We start from the raw sequence: 25,158 nt of genomic DNA on the forward strand, positions 1-25,158 counted from the left end.
GTGCGCGCACACCTCGGCGGTGATCATGTCCACGACCAGGTCGACACTGTTCGGATGGAGGGTGAGAACCTGGTGCCGACTCGGTTGCGGGTGATTCTGGCCGAAGACGACGTGCTGCTCCGCGAGGGTGTGGCGAGTCTGCTCACACGCTCGCGGCGCAACGACCCGCTCTCCGCGCTCAGCGCGCGGGAGCAGGAGGTATTGGCTTTGATGGCGGAGGGGCGTTCCAACGTCGGCATCGCCCACCGGCTGTGGGTCACCGAGGGGACCGTCGAGAAGCATGTGCGCAGCATTCTCACCAAGCTGAATCTCCCGGAGACCGGTGAGGACCACCGCCGGGTCCTCGCGGTAGTCGCGTTTCTCGAGGCCCGCTGACCGGAATCGCGGGATCGCTGTCATCCCGGTCATCCCCACTGCGGAGCAGGTCCCGGATGGCGTCGGTCGACAAGTCGGATTTGGACAGGAAACCCACCGCCGGGCTCGCCGCGATCAGGTCGGCAAAGTCCTGCTCGGTGTTGGTCGAGATCAGTATCACCGATGCCGAGGCTCCGTCCCGGTGGAGTCGCTCAGTGAGGTCGAAGCCGTTCTCCTGGCCGAGATCGACGTCGACCAGCGTGACGTCCGGTCGCAGTTCTTCGACACCCCGGAGCGCCTCGGCGCTCGTCGACGCCACACCGACGACCAGGACCCCCTGTTGCTCGAGCAGGCTCCGGGCTGCGTCGACGAAGTGCCGACTGTCATCGACGATGAAGCATCGCAACAGCCTTTCCGGTCGCGCCATGACGCCAGTGTCCTCAGCATGCTCCCTGCGCACATTCCCGCTACCTGGAAAGTTTCTGAGATACAGCGCCGGAGAGCACGCCCGGGTTCCTTGCTGGGATTGCCCGATGACGAGGTAGATCGACGTCGTCGGGAGCCCGACCTCGCTACTCGACCGCAAGTCCCGCTACCTGACGGTCGGGCCGATCGCCGTGCGAGATCGTCACCCTCCTCGATCGCTGGGCGTCGATGCCTGGCGCGTTGGCGCCGCATGCTGACCCGAGACCGTGGCATGGAGCTCGCGTGTCATCGAACACTCTGTGCCACAACGAGAACCGAAGTCTTCTTCGCGACGCCACGCAGGTCCCCGCTGATCGAGGCACTGTCGCAGAAGACAGCTCTCAGTAGACACGCCGGGGACCTGCTCTCCGACATCCTGCCCCCCCGAAGCCGAAGCCACCGAAACCGGGCTGTCGTATCAGAGCTTGAACCGCAATATCCGGACCCGAAACCTGCGTCCGAGGTGTCTGCCATGGTGCTGAATCATGCTGCACCGCAACGGGTGCGCGGTCGTCGACGACCGCGCACCAGGCCGCGCCGAGACCCGGTAGGCTCCCGCTGTCCGGTCCGAGCGGGAGCCATTGGGGATGAGGGCGTCGGGCGGGTGTCGGTGAGGTTCGGGGCGCGCCAGAGTAATTCGGGGACAGCTTCCATAGCACCCAACCGATCCCACGCGCGAACAGTGCAAGCACGCCGACGATCACATCGCAGCCAATAGTCCGGTCCGATGGCGGCAGTCCCCATGGTCGCCCGCAACTTGTTCTGCCAATGCTCGGTATGCACGGCCGTCGCGACGATGAGCAGCGCGGTCACCGCCAGCACCGGCTGCCGCTACCCCAGCAGCGCGCAATGGACGTCGAAACCGAAGCGGCGCAACAGGAACTGAACAATGCCCGCAGTCCCGAGCCCGATCGCGGCCAGCAGCCCGGTCAGCATGGCCTGCGCTCCCGGAGTGCGACGCAGCAGGCCCGGCGTAAGCGATACGAGCACGCCGATCCCGATGCCCGGAGTGGTGCCGATACGTGGGCGCGCCATCCGACCGGCCGCAGCGGCAACGGCCCGTCGAGTTCGGCCGGTTCGGTTGCCCGTCAATGCTTCGGCGGCCAACACCAACGACGCCGAGGCGCTGCGGCTACTGGTAAAGGCGGTCCCGGCGGTGCGGTCGCGGCGCGGACCGCGTCGGCGCAAACCCGTAAAGCTCCACGCCGACAAGGCATATGACACCGCAGAACCGCCGCTGGTGGGTGCGCGGAATGCGTTTTCGCGAACCTCGCGGCGACGCATGCCGGGGGAGTTCAGCCATGGGCAAGCGCGCGGTCGGCGAGCGCGCCGATGACCCGTCCGAGGGTCTGGGCGTAGCTGACTGTGAGGTGATTGTCATCGCGGTACACCAGGTTGTTGCCGACGATCAGGGGGCAGCGGGCGGCGGTGCAGAACAGCGAGGTCAGGTCGGCGTACTGCCCGCCGCCGGACGTGGTCGCCGCCTGCTCGGCCGCGATGCCCGCATCGTTCACCGCGACCGGCCGCGCGGGGGTGCATGCTGAGGCATCGTCGATATGCTCGGACAGGCACGATGGCACGATGGCGTGTGGATCGGGGATCGCCCCGAGAACGAGGACGGCGGAGCCGGTCGCTCGCAGCTGGGCAACTAGGCGGTTCAGGCCGTCGACCCATGCCCGGTCATAGGAGACGAAGCCGAAGTCGCCACCATAGCGCCGCGACATGCTCACCACGATCAGCCGCGGGCGTTCGACCCGCAGCCGGGCCAGGACCTGGCCGCGCCATTGCTCGCATTCGGTGTACTCCCGGCCCAGATAGGGGCTGATGATGGGCAGGTCCAGCAGTGGGCAGGTGATCTTGGCCATGGTTTCCAGCCGCCAGTGCCGCGATACAGCGATCTGCTCGAACGCCGGACTCCACATCGCGGCATGTGAATCGCCGACCAAGGCTACTGTTGTGGCCGAGTCCGTATCGCCGGAGGCGCACTCGGCCTGGCCCACATCACGCCAGGACCGTACGCAGCCGTTGACGAACACCTCTGCCTTGTCGCCGGCCGCGTTGGCGAGTGAAGGGGTGAGATTCGAAGGGACATCACGGATTTCCGCCGATGCAGCAATCGCGAATTGCGTTTGTGCCACCAGCTGCCCGACCGCCTCGTCGCGCGGGTTGGGGGTGGGAGTGGCCGGTGAAGCGGGTGCTGTGAGCGTGAGGGCCTGTGCCGCCAAGCCATGGCCGACCGGGGCGGGCACGAGCATGAGCAGCACCAGCGCCACACAGATGGCGACTGCGGTGCTCGCGCCGCCACAAGCGAGGCTGAGCCTGGCCGAACTTCGCAACGAGGCCGCGAAGCGGACCGGATTCTCGACCAACCACTGGGTGAGCATGGCGAGTCCGCTGGCCATGGCGACCGCGCCCAGTGAGCCGACCAGCCCGAGCGGGTGGTCGAGCACCTGCGGTGCCAGCACCAACACCGGCCAGTGCCATAGATACCAGGAGTAGGACACTTTGCCGATCGCCCGCATCTCGGGCACAGCCAGAACGCGACCGACACCGAGTCGTGGTTCGGCACAGCCGGATACGACCACCAGGGCCGCGCCCAGGACGGGCACCAGCGCCGCGGTGCCGGGATATGGTGCCTTCCCGATCAGGTGAGTGCAGGCCGCGCCGATCAAGACCAACCCGACCCATCCGGCGGCGGCAGCCACCGATTTCGGCAACCGGGACCATACGACGGCCGAGAGCGCCACCATGCCGCCGGCGGCCAGCTCCCAGGCCCGTGCGGGCAGCGAGAAGAACGCCCACGGTGGCAGCGTGCCGGTCCAGATCAGCGAGATCGCGAAAGAGAGCGCGGCGACAACCGCAAGGACGATCAGGTACGGGAGTGGTGACGCCGAACCGGTTCGGCGCCGCCGCACGAGCCAGGCCGTCGCGATGATGAGCGCAGGCCACACCAGATAGAACTGCTCCTCCACTCCGAGCGACCAGAAGTGCTGAAACGGCGACGGAGGCGCGTCGCCGGCAAGGTAGTCGGTGCCGTGCAGGGCGAGCCGATAGTTCCCGGCATACAGTGCGCTGGCAATCCCATCGCCGAGGACTTGACGGGCCTGCAGCGGCGGCAGCACCACGGCCGCGGCGATCGCGGTGGCGACCAGCACGATGCCCGCCGCGGGCAGCAGCCGGCGGGCGCGCGCGCCGTAGAACCTGGCCAGCCCGATAGTGCCGGTGGCCGCCGTTTCGCGGCAGAGGATTCCGGTGATGAGAAAGCCGGAAATGACAAAAAAAACGTCCACACCGACGAATCCGCCCTCGATCCCCGGCACACCTGCATGGAAAAGCACGACCGCCAGTACTGCGACCGCTCGCAATCCCTCGATGTCGGGCCGAAATCCTCGCCGCGGCGACGCGTTGTGAACCCGGCCTGCCCGCCGATTTCCCAACCCGCTTCCGACCGTGGCCGTCATGGGCAGCATTGTTATCGGTCTCGCCGGCTGTGTCGCGACGACTCGCCGCTTGCCGGGCATCCTGGCTAGAAGAGCCACCGTCCTGGCCACTGCCACGCTGGGTGCGGTCGACTCCACCACTACTGAGCGCGATAGCTGGCCGTCACAGCAGCTGACGGGCTACGACCCTAGCGCCGGGAGCGGCAGGAGCGTCGCCGTGCTCTGGCGATGGCACTCGGCGCAGCATGTCGAGGATCATCTGGCCTATCTGGCGTGGCGGCGGCGCGATTCGTCCGGTCCGAAAATTGCTGGGAGGACTTGGGATCGGGAGTTCGCACTGCGCTACGGCGAGGATGACACGACGGCCAGTATCTGGCCTTTGATCGTGGACGGGCTGCTGACCCTGGCGACGGTTGAGCTGTGGAAGGCCGGCCGTGGCCACCGCGCGGGCGGCCGGTGGGCAGCGGGGTTGGCGTTCGTGTTCGGGATCTGCCTGTCGTTGTGCGCCAACATCGCTGCGGCGCCGAAGCTGAGCGTGTTCAGCGTCGCGGTGGCAGCGTGCCCGCCGCTGGCACTGCTGCTCGCGGTCGAGCTGCTCAACCGCGCGCTCAAGCGGCACCGTGCCGAGACTGTGGACGAGACCGCCAACGAGACCGACGGGACGAACGAGACCACGGACGAGACGGCATCGGTGGTGCGTCTCGCGTCGGTCCCGGCCTGGTCTCGCCCGCCTACCGAGCCGACTGCCCGAGCAGCGCATGTGGGCGTATTACACGACCGAGCAGTCGAAGGGACGCGGGCAGATCGGTGGCCACGATCCAATGACCCGTGTTCCGTGCACCTTGGCGTGCCGGAGTTGCGGATTCTGCTGTTCACGTAGATGGCCGTACTTTTTGTCGCTGCTGGGCGTTCCCGGCACCCGATCAACTCCGAACGTCCTCTGATATAGGTGAAAGCGCGGCGAAAACCGTGGAATGCAAAGGAGAGGATGCGCAGTGGGGTCGTTGTTGGCAATAGTCGCAGGGCTCCTGCTGTTCGGGTACGCCGTCCGCGAGGCGGTACACCAGCGCCGCCTGCGACGCGAGGGGGTCCGTACCGAAGGAGTGGTAGTCCGCCACCGCAGGCAACAGGGTACGGACGGGGGCTATCACGCGGTGGTCCAATTCGTCGATGCGCAGGGCACTGTGCACGAGTTCCAGGCAGCGGTCTCCGGCACCAAGGGCCTCCCCGTCGGCGGCCGGGCTCCGGTGGTCTACCTCCCCGGCGTGCCGAAAAGCGGACGCCTCGACCTGGCTTCCAAACTGCTGTCCGCCCTGTGGTTCCCGGCCGTAGCCGGCACCGTGTCCATCTTCTTCGGGATCCTGATGCTCTGGCAAACCCAGTGAGACCCGGTCAGGCTACGAATCCTGTGTTCCTTCAGGGCTGGTTGATCCAGACGGTCCTGGGTAGGTCGGCGGGCTTGCGGCTACGCGATACTTCGTTGCGACGCTTGTCTTCCGGTCCACTTCGGTGTTTCCGTCTCGGCCTGGACCATTTCTCGACTGGGCTCGCCGTACCGGTTTGCTGCGCGTAACCGGCACCGTCTACCAGTTTCGGCACGAGACCTACCGGCACTGGCTTCAACAACATGAAACATCAACCAAACCCTGACAGTCGACAGCGCCCAGGCATCAGAGGCTGGAATAGACCGCAGTATCCGGTCCTCGGCATGACAGGACACTCACAGTAGTAGTCGACCCGTCGGCGTGCTGAAGGTTTCCTGAACAAAATCATCGTCGCGGCAACGGATTTCGTGCCAACCGATACATTGACCGGGTGGAAATCGGTACTGAGCGGCAGCGGTTGCCTCGGCACTTGGTGCACGTCTGTCACCGCGGTACAGATTCATTGTCGCTGTGTACGAGGGCCCTCGCGCTGCCGCACGACGCGATGTCGGTCGATGGCACGCCGTCGCCTCCGCACCGGCAGACCACGGGCCCGCCAGTGGTGGTGATCGGTGCGGACTGGTCGATCACGGCAACTACCCGATGGCTGGCCGAACTGTCCGGCACCGACTCACCTCCTCTGGCCGGCTCACGCCACTGGAAACAGGACATCACCACATGATCAATCGGACAGCGATGATGCCGCTGGCGCTGGCGCTCGGCGTCACAGTTATTGGAGTTGCCGGAGTCGACGTCATTGGGATGCTGCCGCAACACCCACCAATCCTTGAGGCCTTGTCTTGGCTCGTCGCAATGACCGCGTTGCCCGGTACCGTTACCTATTTGCTTACTCGCCGTGACTTCGGCGGTCGGGGCGCAGCGCTGGCCACGGTGGGGTGCGTGATCTTGATGGGCGTGGGTGCGTGGTTAGGCTTCGTCTTCTCATTTTTCGCCTTCTTCATGGCCGCGGCGGTCTATCTGGTACTGCGCCGCCGGGTCCGGGTCGGTTCGGCTCTCGCAGTGTCGACGGTCACCTTCATCAGTGGGCTCATAGTCTCCGTACTGGCCATGGCCCGCGCCCTGGACAGCATGGGATGAATTGCGGCCGGGAACGTAACAAGGATTCGAACATCCGCAACATCTTGCAAAGCCAAAATCAGTGAGCGCCATCAGGAGTCCGACCGGGACGTTGACACGGCGCGACTTCCGCTGTTCGGCCTGCCGAACACCACCGAGCCGAGCTTCATAACGAAACCGGAACAATTCGTCGTTGCATGTCCAAATGCGTTGGTGGACCTTGGGGGAGCTTACTACAACACAAAGCGCCAGGTAGAAGCCTTAGAAACCCTGCGCCGGAAGCTTCCAGACCCCACCACACCCGCTCCGCCGCCCGCCGATCGACCCAAACCCAGCCGGGCACGCCAACTCGGTTCCGATCAGGTCCGGGAACTCATCGCCGGATATGAGAGCGGGGAGACGGTGTACCAGCTGGGCACCCGGTTCGGTATCGAGCGACGGACGGTCAGCGAGATCCTGCACCGTCACAGCGTGCCGATGCGCCGCCGGGGGTTGTCCGCCGAGCAGATCGACGAAGCCGTCCACTTCTACAACCGGGGTTGGTCACTCGCCCGAGTCGGCCAGCACTTAGGTCGGGTGGCCCAGGGGGATCTCACCCCTGGGCTCCCACAGATCCGGGCGTAACAGTCTCCCGTTACCCGGCTCCTGTCATCCTGGTCACCAGGCGGTGTGGACCCATGCCCAGTGGGCGAAGAGCCTGGGGTATTGGCGGGTGATGCGTTGCCAGCAGGCCAGGGCCTTGTTGAAGCGACTCCGCTGACTCGCGCGTCCCCGACAGCTGGTCGAGCATGACCTGCCGGCGCTGCAGCCAGGTCAGTGTCTGGTGAAGAATCTTGTCCTCTCAGTCGATCCCTACATGCGGCCGCGGATGGATGACGTGCCGTCCTACGTCCCCCCGTTCGAGCTCGGGGAGGCCCTGACCGGCGGCGCCGTCGGCGAGGTCATCGAGACGCGGAGCGATGATGTTCCTCTGGGATCCTGGCTCGTGCATCAAGCCGGCTGGCGAGAGCATGCAGTCGTTGACGCCAAGGCGGCTCGCGTCGTCGACAAGGGCCGGTACCCGAGCTCCTATTATCTTGGCGTCCTGGGAGGGCCCGGCTTCGCGGCCTTCATCGGACTCTTCCACATTGCAGGTTTCCGGCCTGGGGACTCTGTCTTCGTCTCCGGCGGGGCAGGTGCCGTCGGCAGCATGGTGGGGCAGTTCGCCTTGCTGGCCGGCGCCAAGCGAGTCGTCGGGAGTGCAGGGAGCATCGAGAAGGTGAAGTACCTCGTCGACCAGCTGGGATACGACGCGGCGTTCAACTACAAGGCTGGTCCCGTGCTGAAGCAGTTGCAGAGCGCGTTCCCCGAGGGACTCGACGTCTACTTCGACAACGTGGGGTCGGATCACCTGGCCGCGGCGGTCGACGTGCTCAATGACTTCGGGCGGGTGGCGATATGTGGAACCATCTCGACCTACAACGCGGTCGAGCATCGCGCGGTCCCCGTGGACGCCATCAAGGTCGTGGCCAAACGGCTCCGTCTGCAGGGGTTCATCGCATTCGATCACGAGGACCTTCGGAAGGATTTCGATGCTCAGGTGGGAGCGTGGCTGGAAAGCGGCCGACTGATGAACCCAGAGACGATCACTCAAGGAATCGAGTCAGTTCCCACAGCGTTCACCGGCATGCTGACCGGTACAAACACCGGAAAGGCGATCATCCGCTTGGCGGAGGACCAGGCCTGAATCAACAGCCCGGGCCAAGCTCGACGGACGCCTCGGCAGTCGCTGACCGCCTCGCACCGCTCAGCCAAGCTCTATAGTGAACGCACCGATGTTGCCGTCCTGGTGGCCCGATCCAGTCTTCCGGTCCAGAACTCATCGAGCAGCACACGAACAGACGCGAGCGTGGGAGACACAACGGTGCGGCGGACCCAGAAGGAACGCAACGAGCAGACGCGCCAGGCCCTTCTGGAGGCAGGAAGCTCGCTGCTTCGCGAAGTGGGTTACGCCCGTACGTCGGTCGCTCAGATCACCCAGCGAGCCAACCGCGCACACGGCACCTTCTATCTCCACTTCGAGAACAAGCGAGATCTCGTGTCTGTCCTCCTCGAGGACATGGCTGACGAAGGCCGGCAACATGCTCGTGAGATCTGGCGCACCGCGCCCGGCGTCGAAGGGCTCTGGATGACTCTTCGGGAGTTCTTCGCCCTGATCACACCCGAGCGCAGCCTGTGGCTGTTGCTCGAAGAGGTGAGCACTCGAGGAGGATGCGGCGCCACTCAGGTCGAGGCTCCGACACCTCTACGTCGAGCCGATACTCCGAGGCCTCCAGGGGAATCCCGACGCTCGCGTCTCTCGAGCGGCAAACCTTGAGCTGCTCGCCGACATACTCGTGTCGGCGGGGCTGTACTTCACGCGAACCGGGACCCTTCCTGCGTCGCCTGACGTCACCGCGCTGCACATGACTGTCGTCTGGCGCCACGCCATCGGACACCCACTGACCGAGACCGAAGTGGCGCACCTGCAAGGCATGTTCGCGGCAGGCTAAGCCCGCGGTGGCACGGACGCGATGCGGATTATCTGCCCGTCGGGCCGGGGTGTGGCTGTGCCTCCGCCACCACACACTGACCAAGATCTTCTAGGGTCACTGCCATGACCGTGCTGCGTTCGATCCTGCTGTTCGCCGTGGCCGCTGTCGCCGAGATCGGCGGGGCGTGGCTGATCTGGCAAGGCGTGCGCGAACACCGCGGCCTGGCCTGGATCGGTGGCGGGATCGTCGCCCTGGGCCTGTACGGGTTCGTCGCTACCCTGCAACCCGATGCGCAATTCGGTCGCATCCTCGCCGCCTACGGTGGTGTGTTCGTCGCCGGTTCGATGCTGTGGGGCATGGCCCTGGACGGATTCCGGCCCGACCGCTTCGACATCACCGGCGCTCTGGTCTGCCTCGTCGGCGTCGCGATCATCATGTACGCACCGCGCGGCGCATAACCCGACGACGCCAGAAGGCTTCCAGCCTTCCGACGTGATCAACACCGAGCCGGAACGAAAACACACCCTAGGGAGCCAACTAGAACAAGAAAATAAGCGCTGACCAGGAGATATGTGACACCCGACCGAAGCTGGTCCCATAGCTGAAAGACAGCAAAATCCCTGATCAACAGCACGATCCGTGTGAATTTGTGGAGCTAAGGGGAATCGAACCCCTGACCTTCTCGATGCGAACGAGACGCGCTACCAACTGCGCTATAGCCCCGTGCGGCTCCGGGGAACCGCGCTGTGACACTGTATCAGGCGGTGGACGGAGTCTCCGAATCGTGTGGGTGACCTGGGCGGATGTGGTTACTCACCGGCGGCCCTTCGCATGTCGCCGGTGCGGTTGCGGACCGCCCGGGCGGTGGCCGCGTCGAAGGTTTCCAGGTGTTCGAACATGGGGTCTTCGTCGTCGGCCTCGAGCAGCGCGGAGCGGCGGCGCAGGGCGCGGGCGGTGTCGCGGTCCATGGCGCGCTGCTGGGTTTGCTTCTCGGTGAGCGGCGCCTCCGCTTCGGCGTGCTCGCTGCGGCCGCGGCCGAGCCGGGCGGCCCGGCGACGGCGGATCTCCTCTTCCATGCGGACCTGCTTGCGCAGGTACGCCAGGTAGGTCACCAGCACGACGGTGGAGACGCCGCAGGCCCACCAGAACAGTGGTGACACCGCGACGCCGAGGGCGCCGAACAAGATGGAACTGAGGACGAGTCCGAGCACGGCGCGCTGCCGGAAGGTGTAGCGGGCCGCGCGGGCGATCGCGTCGGCTTCCGGGTCGTAGCCGCCGCGGCCGCGCCGGGTCGGGACGAAATCCGGGTCGGTGGAATCGGATTCGGGGTCGTCATCGGTATCGACGACGCGTGCGGGCTCCGCCGCCCGCGCCGGGGGGATCCGGGCAGCTGCCGGGTCGGTGCGCTCTTCGACCACGACGCCATCATCGGCCGCCGCGTCGAGCTTCGCAGCGGTTCCGGGTGCAGCGACGTCGATGCTGTCCGATTCGGTATCGAGTTCGGCGTCGACGCCGTCGAATTGGGTGTCCGCATCGTCGATTTCGGCATCCGCATGGTCGAGTTCATTATCGGTATCGTCGATTTCGACATCGGTGATCTCGGAATCGGATGCCGCGGACCGGGATTCGGGCGGGGTGTGCACCGTGGTCTCGTCGATCTCCGTGACGGGCTCGTCGGCCGGTGTTGTCATCCGGTCCTCCGCATCATCGCTGTGGGGATGCTTTCTCTGCACGCGGGTCGGCCGATAGTCCGGGTCACTGTCGTGTCCGGCGGCCGGCCCACTCTTCGTGCGCCGCTTGGAACCTCCGCGGTGCAATACGCGGGTCGCCAGCGCCGCGTCGGTCGTCTGTCGAATTCTGGGGTGCCGGTCGGCGAGTATCGGAAACAGAACGAAGACCCATAGCACGACCAGGCCGATCCACAGAATCGAATTCGGCATCTCGCCTCAGCACCTCCGTCCCCGCCTGGGTTGTCCGTTCGGCCTTCGACCGGCGTCCCCATCGCGGTGCGTTCGCTCGCCGCAAAGCGCACTCGGACGGACGTCCCGTTCGCCACCAAGCGTGTCGGCGTTGCCGTCGGACGCCTCGCAGGCTCCCTGCCGATGACGCAAGGCGCACCACCGATGTCCGTAGGTTAATTCCGTGTCGCGACGACATCCATCAGGCGCGCCGTGCACATCTGCCACACCTGTCACAGGCTCCCCGACTGCTCCGCGTTTCTTGCCGGTCGCCGGGCGCCTCACGGGTATCGTTTCGGGCCTCCTGCTGACGCAAGTTCTGGACGTACCCGCCGTGTTACCCAGAAATCAGATGTCGCGTCGTGCACTGGAAAAAGTTTGCGGCCGCATCGTCGTTCAGGGAAGGGTTGCTCGACCGTCGCGGACCAAGCGGTCGACGACGGTTCCGAGCACGTCCTCGACGGTCAGGCCGACCAGCAGGTGATCGCGCCACGCGCCATCGACGTCGAGGTAACGCCGCAGCAGACCCTCTTCACGGAAACCGACATTGCGCAGTACCGCCTGGCTGGCGAGGTTTTCCGGACGCACCGTCGCCTCGACCCGATGCAGTCCGGCGGGTCCGAAGCAGTGATCCAACCCGAGCGCCAACGCGGCCGTCGCTACGCCCTGGCCGCTGAGATCCTTGGCCACCCAATAACCGATCCACGCCGAACGCAGCGCGCCGCGCACGATATTGCCGATGGTCAGCTGTCCGCTGAAGGTGCCGTCCACCTCGATCACCAACGGAATCATCGCGCCCCGCCTGGCTTCTGCCTTCAGGCTCGACCACAGCGACGGCCAGTTGGACGCGTGGTTGCGCGCCTCCCACGCCCCGCGGCCGGTCGGCTCCCACGGCTCCAGGTGCGCCTGGTCGCGCAGCCGGATCCGGCTCCAAGCCGCGGCGTCGCGCAACCGCACCGGCCGCAGCGTCACCTGCCCGGCCGCGACGCGCACCGGTCCCAGGTGTGCGGGCCATCCCGGATGCTGCGTGACCCGGAAAACGTTCATCGTCTCCACGCCTCAGCCGCGCTGTGCGAGGAAAGCGACACGGACCTCGTCACCGGTTCGGATCTCGGTGTCGTCCGGATCTATCACGATCAAGCTGTTGGCCTCGGCCAGGGTGGCCAGCAGATGCGAGGAGGAGCCCGCGCCGCCGCCCAGCGGCTGCACCAGGTAGTCCCCCGTGGCCTCGTCGCGCATGAGTTGCGCGCGCAGGTAGCCCTTGCGGCCCGCCATCGAGGTGATCGGCGTAATGGTCCTGGCGTGGATGATCCGGCGCATCGGATGCCTGCGCCCCAAGGCGATTCGGATCAGCGGTCGCACCATCACCTCGAAAACTACCAGCGCGCCAACGGGATTCGACGGCAGCAGGAAGGTCGGCACTTCGTCGCGGCCGAGCCGCCCGAAGCCCTGCACGGACCCGGGATGCATTGCCACCCGCGCGATTTCCAGCTCGCCGAGGCCCTCGAGCGCCTCGCGGACCTGTTCGGAGGCCCAGCCGCCGACCGCGCCCGCGACCACCACGACCTCAGCACGCACCAGCTGGCCCTCGACCACATCGCGTAGTCGGCGCGGATCCGCGCTCACGATGCCGACGCGGTTCACATCGGCGCCCGCGTCCCTGGCGGCTGCGGCCAATGCGTAGGAGTTCACGTCGTAGACCTGGCCGGGTCCCGGCGTGCGATCGATATCGATAAGCTCGCCGCCGACCGAGATCACCGAAAGCCGCGGCCGCGGATGCACCAGCACCTTGTCCTGGCCGACGGCCGCCAACAGCCCGACCTGCGCCGCACCGATGATGGTGCCCGCGCGCACCGCGACATCGCCGGGCTGCACGTCGTCACCGATCCGTCGCACATAGTCGCCGGAACGCACCGGCTCGTACACCTTGATCCTGGCCCGGCCGCCGTCGGTGAAATCCAGCGGCAGCACTGCATCCGCCAATGTCGGCAGCGGCGCGCCGGTGTCGACCCGCACGGTCTGGCGTGGTTGCAGCCTGCTCGGTTGCTTCGAACCGGCGACCACCTCGCCGACCACCGGCAGCGTGAGATCGACCAGATCGCCGTCCTCGTTGCGGATATCGGAACCGGCCGCGGCCACGTCGACGCTACGCACCGCGTAGCCGTCGATCGCGGCCTGATCGAAGCCGGGTAGCGGCCGCTCGGTGACGACGTCCTCGGCACACAGCAGGCCCTGGGCTTCGGAGATCGCGACACGGACCGGCCGGGGCGCGACCGCCGCAGCGGTCACCTTGATCTGCTGATCCTCAACCGAGCGCATCCAGCCCTTCCTGATCTCTTCGCACCCAACCCGGATTCCGCCACCGCGGCCGCGCGATTGCGAGCCAGCGCAACCGGGTTCGGTGCGCACGCCGGTGAACCATCATTCGTACCCGACGGTCCACTATCGGCGAAACCCGACGCCCGCTCGCGTTAGTCGTACGTCGTCAGCTGCGGATCCCAATCCGAACTCAGCCGATGCTGCAGCCACTCCCGCAAGGCGGGGCCGTATTCCTCTCGTTCCAAAGCGAAATCGACCGCAGCACGAAGATAACCGCCAGGGTTGCCCAAATCGTGGCGCGACCCACGGTGCACCACCACATGAACCGGATGTCCCTCCTCGATGAGCAGGGCAATGGCGTCGGTGAGTTGTAACTCACCACCCGCGCCCGGCTCGATCCGGCGCAGCGCGTCGAAAATGGCGCGGTCCAACAAATATCGGCCCGCGGCCGCGAAGGTGGAGGGGGCATCGACCAGCGCGGGCTTTTCCACCATGCCGTTGACGCGCAACACATTCGGGTTCACCGCGTCGGGCACGGGCGCAACATCGAACACCCCGTAGGCGCTGACCTCGTCCTTCGGTACGTCGATGGCGCACAGCACGGTGCCGCCGCGCTTGCGGCGCACCCGGCTCATCACATCGAGCACGCCGCAGGGCAGCACCAGGTCGTCGGGCAGCAGCACGGCGATGGCGTCCTCGTCGTCGTCGAGGACGCGTTCGGCCTGCGCGACCGCATGGCCGAGGCCGAGCGGTTCCTCTTGGACGACTGAGGTGACATCGAGCAGGCCGGGCGCCTTGCGCACCTTCTCCAGCAGGTGGAACTTGCCGCGCTCTTCCAGCGTGCTCTCGAGCATCAGATCTTCGACGAAGTGCGCGACCACGCCATCCTTACCGGGCGAGGTCACGATCACCAGCCGGTCCGCGCCGGAGTCGGCCGCCTCGGCCGCCACCAACTCGATACCGGGGGTGTCCACCACCGGCAGCAGTTCCTTGGGCACTGTCTTGGTCGCAGGCAGAAACCGCGTCCCGAGCCCGGCCGCCGGCACGACGGCCGTGCGGAAACACGACACCACCGCGTCATTCGCGGACTGTCCGGCCGTCTTTTTGTCCGACACAGCTGTCATACGCCTACCCTATCCATCCATCACAGCGTCCAAACGCCCGTTGGGCACAGCGCCCAAGCAGCCTAGAGCCGACCGGGGTCCCGGTGAGCTTAAGGTGATCACTGTGGAGATGCCCGGTGAGCGTGACAAACATGCATGGCGCACCGAAATTCGCACTCGACGGGCCGCGATCGTGGCCGCTGACCAGCACATCGAGGCAATCGCGCTGGCCGAGGCGGCGGGCAGGCTCGATCTTCCGGAGTGGGTTTGCGCGTACGTCCCGGTGCGCGGTGAACCTGGTTCGACGGCCATGCTCGACGCGCTGCGGACGGGCGGCGCCCGGGTGCTGTTGCCGGTCACCGGTCCCCCTGGCCCGCTGAGCTGGGCCGAATACACCGGCACGGACGGTTTGCGACCCGCCGGGTTCGGACTGCTGGAGCCGACCGGCGAGGTGCTGGCCGCACCGGAGGTCAGCAGGGCCGGGTTGATCCTGGTGCCCGCGCTGGCGGTGGACCGCCGTGGCGTCCGGCTCGGACGTGGCGCGGGCTATTACGACCGGACGCTGGCCGCGGCCCGCCCCGACGCTCGGCTGGTCGCGGTGGTGCGCGACGACGAACTCGTCGACCGGCTACCCGAGGAACCTCACGACCTACGCATGGGCTGGGCACTGACACCGCACGGCGGACTGCGTCGACTCGGTGGCGATCAGCGCGCGGGTGGGATGATCAGGGAATGAAACACCGATTGGCGGCGTTGGCAGTGTCGGCTGTAGAGTGCCAGATTGACGAACCGTGCGGAGGATCCTGTGCCAACTTATTCATATGCGTGCACCCAGTGTGACAACCGCTTCGACATCGTTCAGTCCTTCACCGATGAGGCGCTGAGCGTCTGCACGGAGTGCTCCGGGAAGCTGCGCAAGCTGTTCAACTCGGTCGGCATCGTGTTCAAGGGCAGCGGTTTCTACCGCACCGACAGCCGCGGCGGCGCCTCGACGGCGAGTGAGCCCGCGAAGTCCGATGGCGGTTCCAGCAGCTCGACCAGCTCGGACTCGAGCTCGTCCGACAGCAGCTCCACCTCCACCAGCACGGCCGTCGCCAGCTGAGTTATCCCCAGCTCGTAGTTATCCACAGCTAGCCGTTTTCCCGGCCGGGCGGATGTGATTGTGGCCATAGGATCCGGCCATGACTCGATCCTTCGCCGACTGGAATCGGCCACCCTGGGCCGATGCGCTACTCGCCAGGCGACTGCTCGCGGCAGCTCTGACCGCATTGGCCGCGGTGCTTTTCTTGCGCGGCGATCCCGGCTCTGAACGCGCACGGGTCGTGGTCGCCGGGCGTGATCTACCGCCGGGCCATATGCTCGAGGCCGACGATTTGCGTTCAGCCACTCACGAATCCGGCACGCTGCCCGACGGCGCGGTGACCGATATGTCCACACTCCTCGGCGCGACCATGACCGGGGCGATGCGCGCCGGCGAGGTCTTCACCGACCTGCGCATCGTCGGTCCACGCTTGGCGTCGGTCGCTACCGGAGCCCGCGACGCCCGAATCGTCCCCATTCGCCTCGCCGATACCGCGGTGGCCGAGATCCTGCGGGCCGGCGACCGGGTCGATGTCGTCGGCGGCGAGGAACAGAATGGTCCCGTCGCGCGCCCGGCCCGGACATTGGCGACCGATGCCGCGGTGGTCTTGGTGTCCAGCCCCGGTGACCGACGCGGCACGGCGGAGCGGGTCGTGCTGGTGGCGATGGACGCCGAACACGCGACCACGGTCGCCGCCGCCTCGCTGCGGACCGCGCTCACCGTCGTATTCCATTGAACAATGCGGCACTACCTGGCATCTCGACAGCGGCCCCGCGATCCTGTACTTCGTGCTGGTGCTGCCCGCCACCCACGCCAAGGAGCGCTTCGGCTCGAAGCGAACCGGACCTTACCGATTCCAATGTGCTGCGCCAGATTCGCGACCTGCACGTCGAAGGCAGGGACAGCGCGCGGACGACACGAATCCTGAATTTGCTTGTCCGAGAACACGAAACGGGCCCGTCGCGGAAGCGACGGGCCCGTTTCTATATTCCGGATCGGTAACCGGCGCGACTCAGCCCAGGCTGAACGGCTTGCCCCACAACGTCACCCAGGTGGTGACGTTATCGGTCGAGATCTCGACGCTCACGAACGCCCGCGCCTGCGCGTAACCGGCGCAGCCGGTCAGGCCGATCGTCTCATCGGCCCAGGTGACCGAGCCACTGTCACCCTTGAATACGCTGCGCTTCTTGTGTATATCGTTGCCGAAGTCGTCAGCCTGCTCCAGATCGAGTACATAGAACGACTGCGACTGTCCCGGGCCGAGCGAGAGGTTACCGCCACTGTTCGCACCGACGCTCGGCTTGACCTGGCTCCCGCTCCAGTCGAGCGAACCGTCGACACCACCGCTGGCGCCGCCACCGGCAATGTTCACCTGGCAGCCAACGGTGTAGCCCGGGTAGATGCTGCCGCCATTGGCGCCGGACAGTTCGACTTGGGCGCTACCGGAGACCCACGCGTTGCGGTGGACCGGGGTGGAGCCCATGGACGGATTGATGTTGGCGGACTCGCCCACCAGGCGGATTGTCACCACGGTGCCGTCCGACAGCGTCTTGGAGATCTCACCACCCGGCAGCGGAACGAAGGTGTCGGCGTTCGCCGCACCCGTGGACAGCAGGCCCAAGGCCATGGTGGCCGCAGCGCCAACACCGGCTGCCTGTGCCACGTACTTACGGTTGATCATTGATTTTCCCTCATGGGTTGAGTTCGCTTCAGCGAGAAGAGTGTTCGTTGGATTAGACCGACGTCAGCCGATGCTGAACGGCGCCCCGTAGAGGGTGGTCTTCGAGTAGTGGTCACCGATGATTTCGACGACGGTGTACGCCCGCGCCTGGGCGTAGCCCGCGCAGCCCTGGATATCCATCTCGGCATCCTGGTACTCGACCGAGTAGTGGCCCGGCTTCAAGATGTCCTTGAAGTCGATCTGAACGAACTTGACCTCGCCGGGGCCGAGGTTGAGGCCGATCGAACCGCCCAGGCTGCCACCACTGAGGTTGATGCCACCGGAGATGCCCGCGGAGATGGCGTCATCGGCGATACTGACCTGGCAGCCGACGATGTAGCCGGTGCTCAGCTGCGACGCGCCGTGCGTCGAGGAGTTGTTGGTGCCGGGAGCATTGTTGCCGCCGTTGTTCGGGCCCACCGTGCCTTCCGGAGTGACGGAGACATCGGCGTTGGCATTGCCCGAAACCCAGACAACACGTCCGGCGCCATTGGCGGCCAACGATGGTGAGATCAGCGCGTGCTCGCCGTTGCGCGTGATGGTCACGCCCGGACCGATCTTCTGGCCGTCCGGCAACGGCACAAAAGTATCGGCGTTGGCAGCGCCGGTCGAGAAGAGTCCCATAGCCACTGTTGCGGTGGCGGCGGCACCCGCGATACGGACGCCGCGACGCAACAGGGCGGGGTGGTTGTTGCTCATACTTCCCCTCATCAGGTTCTAGCGGTCGGCCTCGATGGCTGCCGAGGCCGAGAGTCTTCCCTTTCAGGTCAGCCGAGCTTGCTGGAATGTTCTGTCCAACAGGGGAACTGCCGACCGTCTCGTTGATGAACGATCTTGGGTGGGCCTAATGTTATTAGTTTCTTGGTCAACTCTCAGGGATTTCTTCAAAATACGTTACAAATCAGGCATCAACCAATACGATCGGCAATCATGTTGGGCACCAAGGGGTCTGCACGCCAAACGGACCCGTTGCGAAAGCAACGGGTCCGTTTCGTGTGCCGCGGGCTTGCTACCCGCGCAGACTCAGCCGAGGCTGAACGGCTTGCCCCACAACGTCACCCAGGTGGTGACGTTATCGGTCGAGATCTCGACGCTCACGAACGAGCGCGCCTGGGCGTAGCCGGCGCAGCCGGTCAGGCCGATCGTCTCATCGGCCCAGGTGACCGAGCCACTGTCACCCTTGAACATGCTGCGCGTCTTGTGAATCTGGTTGCCGAAGTCGTCAGCCTGCTCCAGATCGAGTATGTAGAACGACTGCGACTGGCCGGGGCCGAGGCTGAGGTTGCCGCCGCTGGTGGCACCGACACTCGGCGTGACGTTCGAACCGCTACTCCAGTCGAGCGAACCGTCGACACCACCGCTGGCGCCGCCACCGGCAATGTTCACCTGGCAGCCCACGGTGTAGCCGGGGTAAATGCTGCCGCCGGTGGCGCTGGTGGCACCGGACAGCTCGACCTGCGCGCTACCGGAGACCCACGCGTTGCGGTGGACCGGGGTGGAGCCCATGGACGGATTGATGTTGGCGGACTCGCCCACCAGGCGGATTGTCACCACGGTGCCGTCCGACAGCGTCTTGGAGATCTCACCACCCGGCAGCGGAACGAAGGTGTCGGCGTTCGCGGCGCCGGTGGAGAACAGGCCCATGGCGATGGTGGCGGCGGCACCGACACCGGCCACCCGCGCCACGTTCTTACGGTTGATCATGTTTGTCCCTCAGGGGTTGAGTTCGCTTCAGCGAGAAGAGTGTTCGTTGGATTAGACCGACGTCAGCCGATGCTGAACGGCGCCCCGTAGAGGGTGGTCTTCGAGTAGTGGTCACCGATGATTTCGACGACGGTGTACGCCCGCGCCTGGGCGTAGCCCGCGCAGCCCTGGATATCCATCTCGACATCCTGGTACTCGACCGAGTAGTGGCCCGGCTTCAAGATGTCCTTGAAGTCGATCTGAACGAACTTGACCTCGCCGGGGCCGAGGTTGAGGCCGATCGAACCGCCCAGGCTGCCACCACTGAGGTTGATGCCACCGGAGATGCCCGCGGAGATGGCGTCATCGGCGATACTGACCTGGCAGCCGACGATGTAGCCGGTGTTGATCTGCGACGCGCCGTGCGTCGAGGAGTTGTTGGTGCCCGGAGCATTGTTGCCGCCGTTGTTCGGGCCCACCGTGCCTTCCGGGGTCGCGGTCACATCGGCGATGGCATTGCCCGAAACCCAAACAACACGTCCGGCGCCATTAGCCGCCAGGGACGGCGAAATCAGGGCGTGCTCGCCAGTGCGGGTGACCGTGACGCCCGCCGGGCTCAACTTCTGGCCGTCCGGCAACGGCACGAAGGTGTCGGCATTTGCGGCACCGGTCGAAAGCAGGCCCATGGCCACGGCCGCGGCAGCGCCGACGCCCGCGACGCGGGCACCGCGGCGCAGACCGTTGGTGCGGTTCTCGCTCATACTTCCCCTCATCAGGTTCAAACAGTCAACCTCGACCATCGAGGCTGGTCAGTGGTCCTCTCAGGCCCAGCTCAGTTTGTGCCCCGATTGTTGCCGATATGTAACCGGCTGTTATTTCGGCGCAAAGCTCGGCTGGCACGGAACCCGAGCCTGGTTCCACCGGGTCGACACGTACGTACGTACCGCTCCGGGCCTACAAGGTCCAGCATGTGGGTGGCTCGTGGCGAACATTAAACGCTTGGTACCGGTGGGGCAATGTAAGGTTTCGTAAAGATCGATGTGATCTAGCTCATATTTGAGCTATGCACATGTAGCTTGACGTGCATAAACAGCTGAAAGATATCCGCCGATGTGCGGGCAGGAACGGCCAGCGTCACATGAATGCCACCCGTCAGATACGGGCCAAGGCCGTAAGAAACCGCCGAAATAATTTTGACCGGATGCAATCACCGTGAAGTAACGATGGCCATTTGTCCGTTATACGTAGCTTGGCAGTAGATGAGCCTCAGCCGTGGTGCGGCGGCACTTGTGCACGCAGCCAGTCATCGGAGGGCGAACTCACCTCGGAGTCGTGGTCGCGTTCGTCGCGCGTGGTGTCCGGCAGGGTGTCGCCGAAGATCTCGGCCAGACGCGCGGAATCCCTCGCCCGGCGCGCGGCAGGGCGAGGGTCTTCAGAAGAGTCGGCGGCCGAGATTATTCGGCCAATCCAGACAGTTCGCCGATCACTCGACTGGCGAGCGGGCCAAGCGTGGCCATCCCGTCCCGGATCGCCGATCGGGTGCCGGGCAGGTTCACCACCAGGGTGCTGCCCGAAATGCCTGCGAGACCGCGTGAGAGGCCCGCGTCCAGCGAACCCGCGACGCGTCCGGACGAGCGCAACGCCTCGCTGATGCCGGGCAGTTCCCGGTCAAGCACCTGCGAGGTGGCCTCCGGCGTGACATCGCGCGGGGACATACCGGTGCCACCGACGGAGATGACCAGATCGACGCCACCGATCACCGCGGTGTTCAGCGCATTACGAATCTCAACCTCGTCGGCCTGCACGGTCACCGAAGCGTCCACGAGAAAACCCGCCTCGGTCAGCAGTTCGGTGACCAGTGGGCCGAGTGAATCCACACCTCCATGCGCCGTTCGATCGTCGACGACCACCACCAGTGCGCGCCCCGCCACAGGAGCATCGATTTCCATGGTGCTCACCGTAGCGCCCGCATCGAGAAGCCGGGCGCCCGCGCCCAGAAGCTCGGCATCCACGGCCAGCAGCTCGGCGTCGGCGTCCACGATCTCGATGCGAGGTGTCCAGCGTCCGGGCAGCACGCGCATCATCGGCCGCCGTCCGCGGGTGCACCGCTGAGGGTCACTTCGACGGTCTTGGCGTTATTGCCCTGGTCGTCGGTGTAGGTCACTCTCACCTTGTCTCCCGGTTGGTGTGAACGGACCGCGGCGATGAGTGCGTCACCCGAGTCGATGGTGCGGTCGTCGAGTTTGGTCACTACGACGCCCGTGGGGATGCCGGCCTTGGCGGCCGGGCCGTCCGGCGTCGCCTCCAGCACTCGGGCCACCGTGTCCTGCGCCTTCAGCGTGATACCGAGCTGTGCGTAGGTTGCGTGGCCGGTCTTGATCAGCTCGTCGGCGACCCGGCGCGCCTGATCCACCGGGATGGCGAAGCCGAGGCCGATCGAGCCGCTCTGTTGGCCGGAGGCCTCGCCGCCCAGGCTGGCGATGGCGGTGTTGATGCCGATCAGCTTGCCGCTGCCGTCGACGAGCGCGCCGCCGGAGTTGCCCGGGTTGATCGCCGCGTCGGTCTGGATCGCGTCGATCACCGGGTTCACCGAGGCATTCGGAGTGCCGTCACCCTGGGTGGACACCGGCCGATTGAGCGCGGAGACGATGCCCGTGGTGACCGTGCCCGCCAGGCCGAGCGGCGAGCCGACGGCAATGACCGGCTGACCGACCTGCAGGTTCGAGGAGGCGCCAAGCTCTATCGGGGTCAGCCCGGTCTTGCCGGTGACCTTGATGACGGCCAGATCCGATACCGGATCGGCGCCGACCATGGTCGCGGGCGCGGTGCTGCCGTCGGCGAACACGACTTCCATCGTGGCGTTGGCGCCGCCACCGGCGGCCACGTGATTATTGGTCAGGATCAGGCCGTCGGAGGACAGCACGACGCCGGAGCCCTCACCTTGGGCCCGATTGCTGGCCACCTTGATCATGACCACGCTGGGCAGCACCTTCTGCGCCACCGCCTGGGTGGAGCCCGCCGGCGCATTGGCCACGCTATTGACGTTGGGCGTCGGTGCGTCCAGCGCGTTCTTCACCACCGAGTGGCCGGTGTCCGAGGAGCTGACAAGTGCACCGACAGCACCGCCGACGCCACCGCTGACCAGTGCGAGCGCGATCGCGCCCATGACGAGCCCGGTGCGGATCGGACGCCGTGCCGGACCCGGCTGCGGCTGTGCGCCGAAGGCCGCACCCGGCATCCCGCTCGGCGGGATCGGCGGATCGAACGACGAGGCGTTGTACTCGGCCCCCATTTCGCGGCCCGGGAAGGGCTGGGTGTACTGGACACCCGGCTGCGGTGCGGGGTGATAAGGCGAGGACTGATACGGCGGGTAGTACGGTGCCTGCTGCTGCCCACCCCAGGGCGGCGGATACGGCGAGTCCGTCCGGCCCGCCGGTACGGCCGGGATCTGCTCTGTCGAATGCGGGTCAGGGGCGGCACCCGCAGCTGCCGACTCCCCCTGCCGGTTCTTGGAACCCTCGGTCATGGTTTCTCGTTTCTCCTCACGTCCACCGACCAGCTTGACGGCGACGGCTTAGAGCCGACTGAGACCGTGCTATCAGTTTTCCGAGTGTTTCGGCTACCGATCCGATCCGTCGATGGCCGAACCCGGCACGGACGGGCCACCTTCACCAGGTAACACGATACGGATCAGAGCGCCGCCGCGGGGCGAGGTATCGATGGTGATGGTGCCGCCGTGCTTGGTCACCACCTGTTTGACGATGGCAAGACCGAGACCGGAACCGGGCATCGAGCGCGAGGCCGTGGTCCGGTAGAACCGCTCGAACACCAGCTCCCGCTCCGCGGCCGGAATGCCGGGACCGGTGTCGTCGACGGTCAGCTCGAGCAGCCCACGCCCGGCCTCGCGCATGGTGACGCGCACCTGCGCACCGGCCGGACTCCATTTGGCGGCGTTGTCGAGGACATTGAGGATGGCCCGCTCCAGGCCCGCCTCGTGGCCGTAGACGAACCAGGGCCGCAGCTCCGCGCTGAACTCGATCGAGCCACGGCGCCGCCGCGCCCGCTCCAGTGCGCGCTCGGCGACTTCGCCGAGATCGATACGATCGTAAACGGTTTCGGGTGCGTCTTCGCGCGCCAAATCGACCAAATCCCCGACCAAGGTGGACAACTCCTCGATCTGCGCCATCACATCCGAGCGCAACTCGGCCATGTCCTCTTCCGGAATCCGCGGCGAGCCAGGACGACTGGATGCGATCAGCAGTTCCATATTGGTGCGCAACGAAGTGAGCGGAGTGCGCAATTCGTGACCGGCGTCGGCGACCAATCTGCGCTGCCGGTCCCGGGATTCGGCGAGCGCGCGCAGCATGGTGTTGAAACTCTCGGTGAGCCTGGCCAATTCATCGTCACCGGTCACCTGAATCGGCGTCAGGTCGTCGGTGCGGGCAACCCGTTCGGTCGCGGCAGTCAATCGCGCGATCGGACGCAATCCGGTGCGACCCACCGCCGTGCCCGCCGCCGCCGCCAACACGACACCGCAACCGCCCACCACGAAAAGCAACCACGCCAGCCTGTCGAGCACCTCTCGGGTCGGCTCCAACCGCTGCGAAATAATCAGCGTCGCACCGGAATGCGTCGGCATCGCGAGCACGCGTTGGTTGCTCACCGTTCGCAGCGACGACGGCAGCTGACCGTCGGCGACCGCGAGCTCCTGGGTGCCCACCGGCGGAATCGTCGGCTGCGGCGGCATATACGGCTTGTCGTCGCCGTAGATCAGCGCGACGCCGACGTCGTTGGAGTACAAACCGGCCAACACGATCGATTGGAATCCGAGGGTCTCGAAGTTGTTGTTGATCATGGTGGCGGCGCGGGCCTTCAACTGCGCATCGACATCGGCGTACAGCGCGCGAGCCACCATCGCGTAGGCCGCGATCGAGGTCACCGCAACGGCGATGGCTACGACGGAGGCAGCGAGCAACGTCACCCGCCAGCGCAGCGAGACCGATCTGGTCAGCGGCATGGGTGGGCGCATTTCCGCCGAGTCCGGCGGGCGCTGCTGGCCCAGCGCGGCGACCGCGGGGTGTTTCGGAACAGTTCGTGCCATGATCCGCGCGGCTTACGGGGGTGTTTCGCGTAGTACGTAGCCGACACCGCGCACCGTGTGGATAAGCCGTGGTTCGCCATCGGCCTCGGTCTTGCGACGCAGGTATCCGATATACACCTCGAGGGCATTGCCGGAGGTCGGGAAATCGTAGCCCCAGACCTCCTCGAGGATGCGGCTGCGAGTCAGTACCCGACGCGGATTGGCCATCAACATTTCCAGAAGTGAGAATTCGGTGCGCGTAAGGCTGATCGCGCGTTCATCGCGGGCGACCTCGCGTGTCACCGGATCCAGCGACAGATCAGCGAACGTCATGGTCTCCGAGGTCTCGCCGAGATCGGGCGTCCGCCGGCGCAACAGTGCCCGCAGCCGAGCCAGCAATTCCTCCAACGCGAATGGTTTCGGCAAATAATCGTCGGCACCGGCATCGAGTCCGGCTACCCGCTCGGAAACCGAATCCCGCGCCGTCAAAACCAGAATCGGCAGATCGTCGCCGGTACTGCGTAGGCGTCGGCAAACTTCGAGCCCATCCATCCGTGGCATCATCACATCGAGAACGAGTGCATCCGGTCGCTGCGCGGCCACTTTCTCCAACGCGTCCAAGCCATCTACCGCGAGATCGACGGAGTAGCCGTTGAAGGTCAGCGACCGGCGCAGTGATTCACGGACGGCGCGATCGTCGTCGACTACCAGAATGCGCATGCCACCAGTTTGACGGCACCGACTGAGAGTCGACTGAGAGGGCAGGATCCGACACGCCGCGCCGGCCTGATACGGTGCACCGATGCGGGGCTGATCGAGTGACCAGCGGCTTTCCTGACCTTGCTCAGAATTTGCCGGGTGTGGGAACCAATTGGGCTTGAAACATGTTATGTACAGCCATATTCCGCCAAATATCAGACCGAGTGCCCCAGATTGCCGTG

General features: G+C 65.9%; 24 protein-coding genes, 1 tRNA gene and 2 pseudogenes. 11 read left to right on the forward strand and 16 right to left on the reverse strand.

What is annotated here, in order from left to right; translation table 11 throughout:
* Window positions 1–147: 147 nt before the first annotated feature.
* A pseudogene (locus tag ACV7NQ_RS11925) lies at window positions 148–375 on the forward strand (response regulator transcription factor); the annotation flags it as partial.
* Here ACV7NQ_RS11925 and ACV7NQ_RS11930 read toward each other — a convergent pair.
* From ACV7NQ_RS11930 to ACV7NQ_RS11940, 3 genes and pseudogenes are all read right to left on the reverse strand, one after another.
* Window positions 362–781, reverse strand: a pseudogene (locus ACV7NQ_RS11930) (response regulator); the annotation flags it as partial. The pseudogenes ACV7NQ_RS11925 and ACV7NQ_RS11930 overlap by 14 nt on opposite strands.
* Before the next feature lie 869 nt (window positions 782–1,650).
* Window positions 1,651–2,043 carry an alpha/beta-hydrolase N-terminal domain-containing protein gene (locus ACV7NQ_RS11935; RefSeq protein ID WP_463359692.1) on the reverse strand — a complete coding sequence of 131 codons (393 nt, stop codon included), beginning with the start codon at window positions 2,041–2,043 and terminating at the stop codon, window positions 1,651–1,653.
* A 71-nt stretch (window positions 2,044–2,114) separates the two neighbouring features.
* On the reverse strand, window positions 2,115–4,280 hold the full coding sequence (locus tag ACV7NQ_RS11940; RefSeq protein WP_463359693.1) for an acyltransferase family protein: 2,166 nt from the start codon (window positions 4,278–4,280) through the stop codon (window positions 2,115–2,117).
* On the opposite strand from ACV7NQ_RS11940, the gene ACV7NQ_RS11945 reads away from it, so the two are divergent.
* From ACV7NQ_RS11945 to ACV7NQ_RS11975, 7 genes are all read left to right on the forward strand, one after another.
* Window positions 4,279–5,139, forward strand: a complete 861-nt coding sequence (locus tag ACV7NQ_RS11945; protein WP_463359694.1) for a DUF2637 domain-containing protein — start codon at window positions 4,279–4,281, stop codon at window positions 5,137–5,139. The two genes, ACV7NQ_RS11940 and ACV7NQ_RS11945, sit on opposite strands and share 2 nt — an antisense overlap.
* 115 nt (window positions 5,140–5,254) lie before the next feature.
* A complete protein-coding gene (locus tag ACV7NQ_RS11950) occupies window positions 5,255–5,644 on the forward strand; it encodes a DUF3592 domain-containing protein (protein WP_463359695.1) in 390 nt (129 codons plus the stop codon).
* Window positions 5,645–6,361: 717 nt separating this feature from the next.
* Window positions 6,362–6,781, forward strand: a complete 420-nt coding sequence (locus ACV7NQ_RS11955; RefSeq protein WP_463359696.1) for a hypothetical protein — start codon at window positions 6,362–6,364, stop codon at window positions 6,779–6,781.
* A gap of 192 nt (window positions 6,782–6,973) precedes the next feature.
* On the forward strand, window positions 6,974–7,384 hold the full coding sequence (locus ACV7NQ_RS11960; protein ID WP_463359697.1) for a hypothetical protein: 411 nt from the start codon (window positions 6,974–6,976) through the stop codon (window positions 7,382–7,384).
* Between the two features lie 154 nt (window positions 7,385–7,538).
* Window positions 7,539–8,486, forward strand: coding sequence for an NADP-dependent oxidoreductase (locus ACV7NQ_RS11965; RefSeq protein WP_463365632.1), 948 nt, complete (start codon window positions 7,539–7,541; stop codon window positions 8,484–8,486).
* A 162-nt stretch (window positions 8,487–8,648) separates the two neighbouring features.
* Window positions 8,649–9,116 carry a TetR/AcrR family transcriptional regulator gene (locus tag ACV7NQ_RS11970; protein WP_463359698.1) on the forward strand — a complete coding sequence of 156 codons (468 nt, stop codon included), beginning with the start codon at window positions 8,649–8,651 and terminating at the stop codon, window positions 9,114–9,116.
* Window positions 9,117–9,395: 279 nt separating this feature from the next.
* On the forward strand, window positions 9,396–9,731 hold the full coding sequence (locus ACV7NQ_RS11975; protein WP_463359699.1) for a YnfA family protein: 336 nt from the start codon (window positions 9,396–9,398) through the stop codon (window positions 9,729–9,731).
* A 192-nt stretch (window positions 9,732–9,923) separates the two neighbouring features.
* Here the strand turns inward: ACV7NQ_RS11975 and ACV7NQ_RS11980 are convergent.
* The 5 genes from ACV7NQ_RS11980 to ACV7NQ_RS12000 form a co-directional block, all read right to left on the reverse strand.
* A tRNA-Ala gene (locus ACV7NQ_RS11980) sits at window positions 9,924–9,996 on the reverse strand.
* Window positions 9,997–10,082: 86 nt separating this feature from the next.
* Window positions 10,083–11,213 (reverse strand): divisome protein SepX/GlpR, encoded by a 1,131-nt coding sequence (gene sepX, locus ACV7NQ_RS11985; protein WP_463359700.1) that lies wholly within the window; start codon window positions 11,211–11,213, stop codon window positions 10,083–10,085.
* Between the two features lie 414 nt (window positions 11,214–11,627).
* Window positions 11,628–12,278 (reverse strand): GNAT family N-acetyltransferase, encoded by a 651-nt coding sequence (locus tag ACV7NQ_RS11990; RefSeq protein WP_463359701.1) that lies wholly within the window; start codon window positions 12,276–12,278, stop codon window positions 11,628–11,630.
* Between the two features lie 12 nt (window positions 12,279–12,290).
* Window positions 12,291–13,550: a molybdotransferase-like divisome protein Glp gene (glp, locus tag ACV7NQ_RS11995; protein WP_463359702.1), complete on the reverse strand. Its 1,260-nt coding sequence runs from the start codon at window positions 13,548–13,550 to the stop codon at window positions 12,291–12,293.
* A gap of 152 nt (window positions 13,551–13,702) precedes the next feature.
* Window positions 13,703–14,674: a UTP--glucose-1-phosphate uridylyltransferase gene (locus tag ACV7NQ_RS12000; RefSeq protein ID WP_463359703.1), complete on the reverse strand. Its 972-nt coding sequence runs from the start codon at window positions 14,672–14,674 to the stop codon at window positions 13,703–13,705.
* Window positions 14,675–14,783: 109 nt separating this feature from the next.
* On the opposite strand from ACV7NQ_RS12000, the gene ACV7NQ_RS12005 reads away from it, so the two are divergent.
* From ACV7NQ_RS12005 to ACV7NQ_RS12015, 3 genes are all read left to right on the forward strand, one after another.
* Window positions 14,784–15,389: a 5-formyltetrahydrofolate cyclo-ligase gene (locus ACV7NQ_RS12005; protein WP_463365633.1), complete on the forward strand. Its 606-nt coding sequence runs from the start codon at window positions 14,784–14,786 to the stop codon at window positions 15,387–15,389.
* Between the two features lie 69 nt (window positions 15,390–15,458).
* On the forward strand, window positions 15,459–15,755 hold the full coding sequence (locus ACV7NQ_RS12010; protein WP_463359704.1) for an FmdB family zinc ribbon protein: 297 nt from the start codon (window positions 15,459–15,461) through the stop codon (window positions 15,753–15,755).
* 79 nt (window positions 15,756–15,834) lie between these two features.
* The gene (locus tag ACV7NQ_RS12015; RefSeq protein WP_463359705.1) at window positions 15,835–16,470 is read left to right on the forward strand and encodes an SAF domain-containing protein; all 636 of its coding nucleotides are present in this window, start codon (window positions 15,835–15,837) and stop codon (window positions 16,468–16,470) included.
* Window positions 16,471–16,746: 276 nt separating this feature from the next.
* On the opposite strand, the gene ACV7NQ_RS12020 is transcribed toward ACV7NQ_RS12015, so the two are convergent.
* The 8 genes from ACV7NQ_RS12020 to ACV7NQ_RS12055 form a co-directional block, all read right to left on the reverse strand.
* Window positions 16,747–17,415: an MspA family porin gene (locus ACV7NQ_RS12020; RefSeq protein ID WP_463359706.1), complete on the reverse strand. Its 669-nt coding sequence runs from the start codon at window positions 17,413–17,415 to the stop codon at window positions 16,747–16,749.
* A gap of 63 nt (window positions 17,416–17,478) precedes the next feature.
* Window positions 17,479–18,153 carry an MspA family porin gene (locus tag ACV7NQ_RS12025; RefSeq protein WP_463359707.1) on the reverse strand — a complete coding sequence of 225 codons (675 nt, stop codon included), beginning with the start codon at window positions 18,151–18,153 and terminating at the stop codon, window positions 17,479–17,481.
* Window positions 18,154–18,477: 324 nt separating this feature from the next.
* A complete protein-coding gene (locus tag ACV7NQ_RS12030) occupies window positions 18,478–19,158 on the reverse strand; it encodes an MspA family porin (protein ID WP_463359708.1) in 681 nt (226 codons plus the stop codon).
* A 62-nt stretch (window positions 19,159–19,220) separates the two neighbouring features.
* Window positions 19,221–19,898, reverse strand: coding sequence for an MspA family porin (locus ACV7NQ_RS12035; RefSeq protein WP_463359709.1), 678 nt, complete (start codon window positions 19,896–19,898; stop codon window positions 19,221–19,223).
* 693 nt (window positions 19,899–20,591) lie between these two features.
* Entirely contained in the window at window positions 20,592–21,086 is a 495-nt protein-coding gene (locus ACV7NQ_RS12040; protein WP_378688601.1) for a MogA/MoaB family molybdenum cofactor biosynthesis protein, read from the reverse strand.
* A 131-nt stretch (window positions 21,087–21,217) separates the two neighbouring features.
* The gene (locus ACV7NQ_RS12045) at window positions 21,218–22,663 is read right to left on the reverse strand and encodes a S1C family serine protease (protein ID WP_463359710.1); all 1,446 of its coding nucleotides are present in this window, start codon (window positions 22,661–22,663) and stop codon (window positions 21,218–21,220) included.
* A gap of 93 nt (window positions 22,664–22,756) precedes the next feature.
* A complete protein-coding gene (locus ACV7NQ_RS12050; RefSeq protein ID WP_463359711.1) occupies window positions 22,757–24,238 on the reverse strand; it encodes a HAMP domain-containing sensor histidine kinase in 1,482 nt (493 codons plus the stop codon).
* A 12-nt stretch (window positions 24,239–24,250) separates the two neighbouring features.
* Window positions 24,251–24,937, reverse strand: a complete 687-nt coding sequence (locus ACV7NQ_RS12055; RefSeq protein WP_463359712.1) for a response regulator transcription factor — start codon at window positions 24,935–24,937, stop codon at window positions 24,251–24,253.
* Between the last annotated feature and the right edge of the window lie 221 nt (window positions 24,938–25,158).

This window comes from Nocardia sp. Tas62D01, from assembly GCF_055232035.1.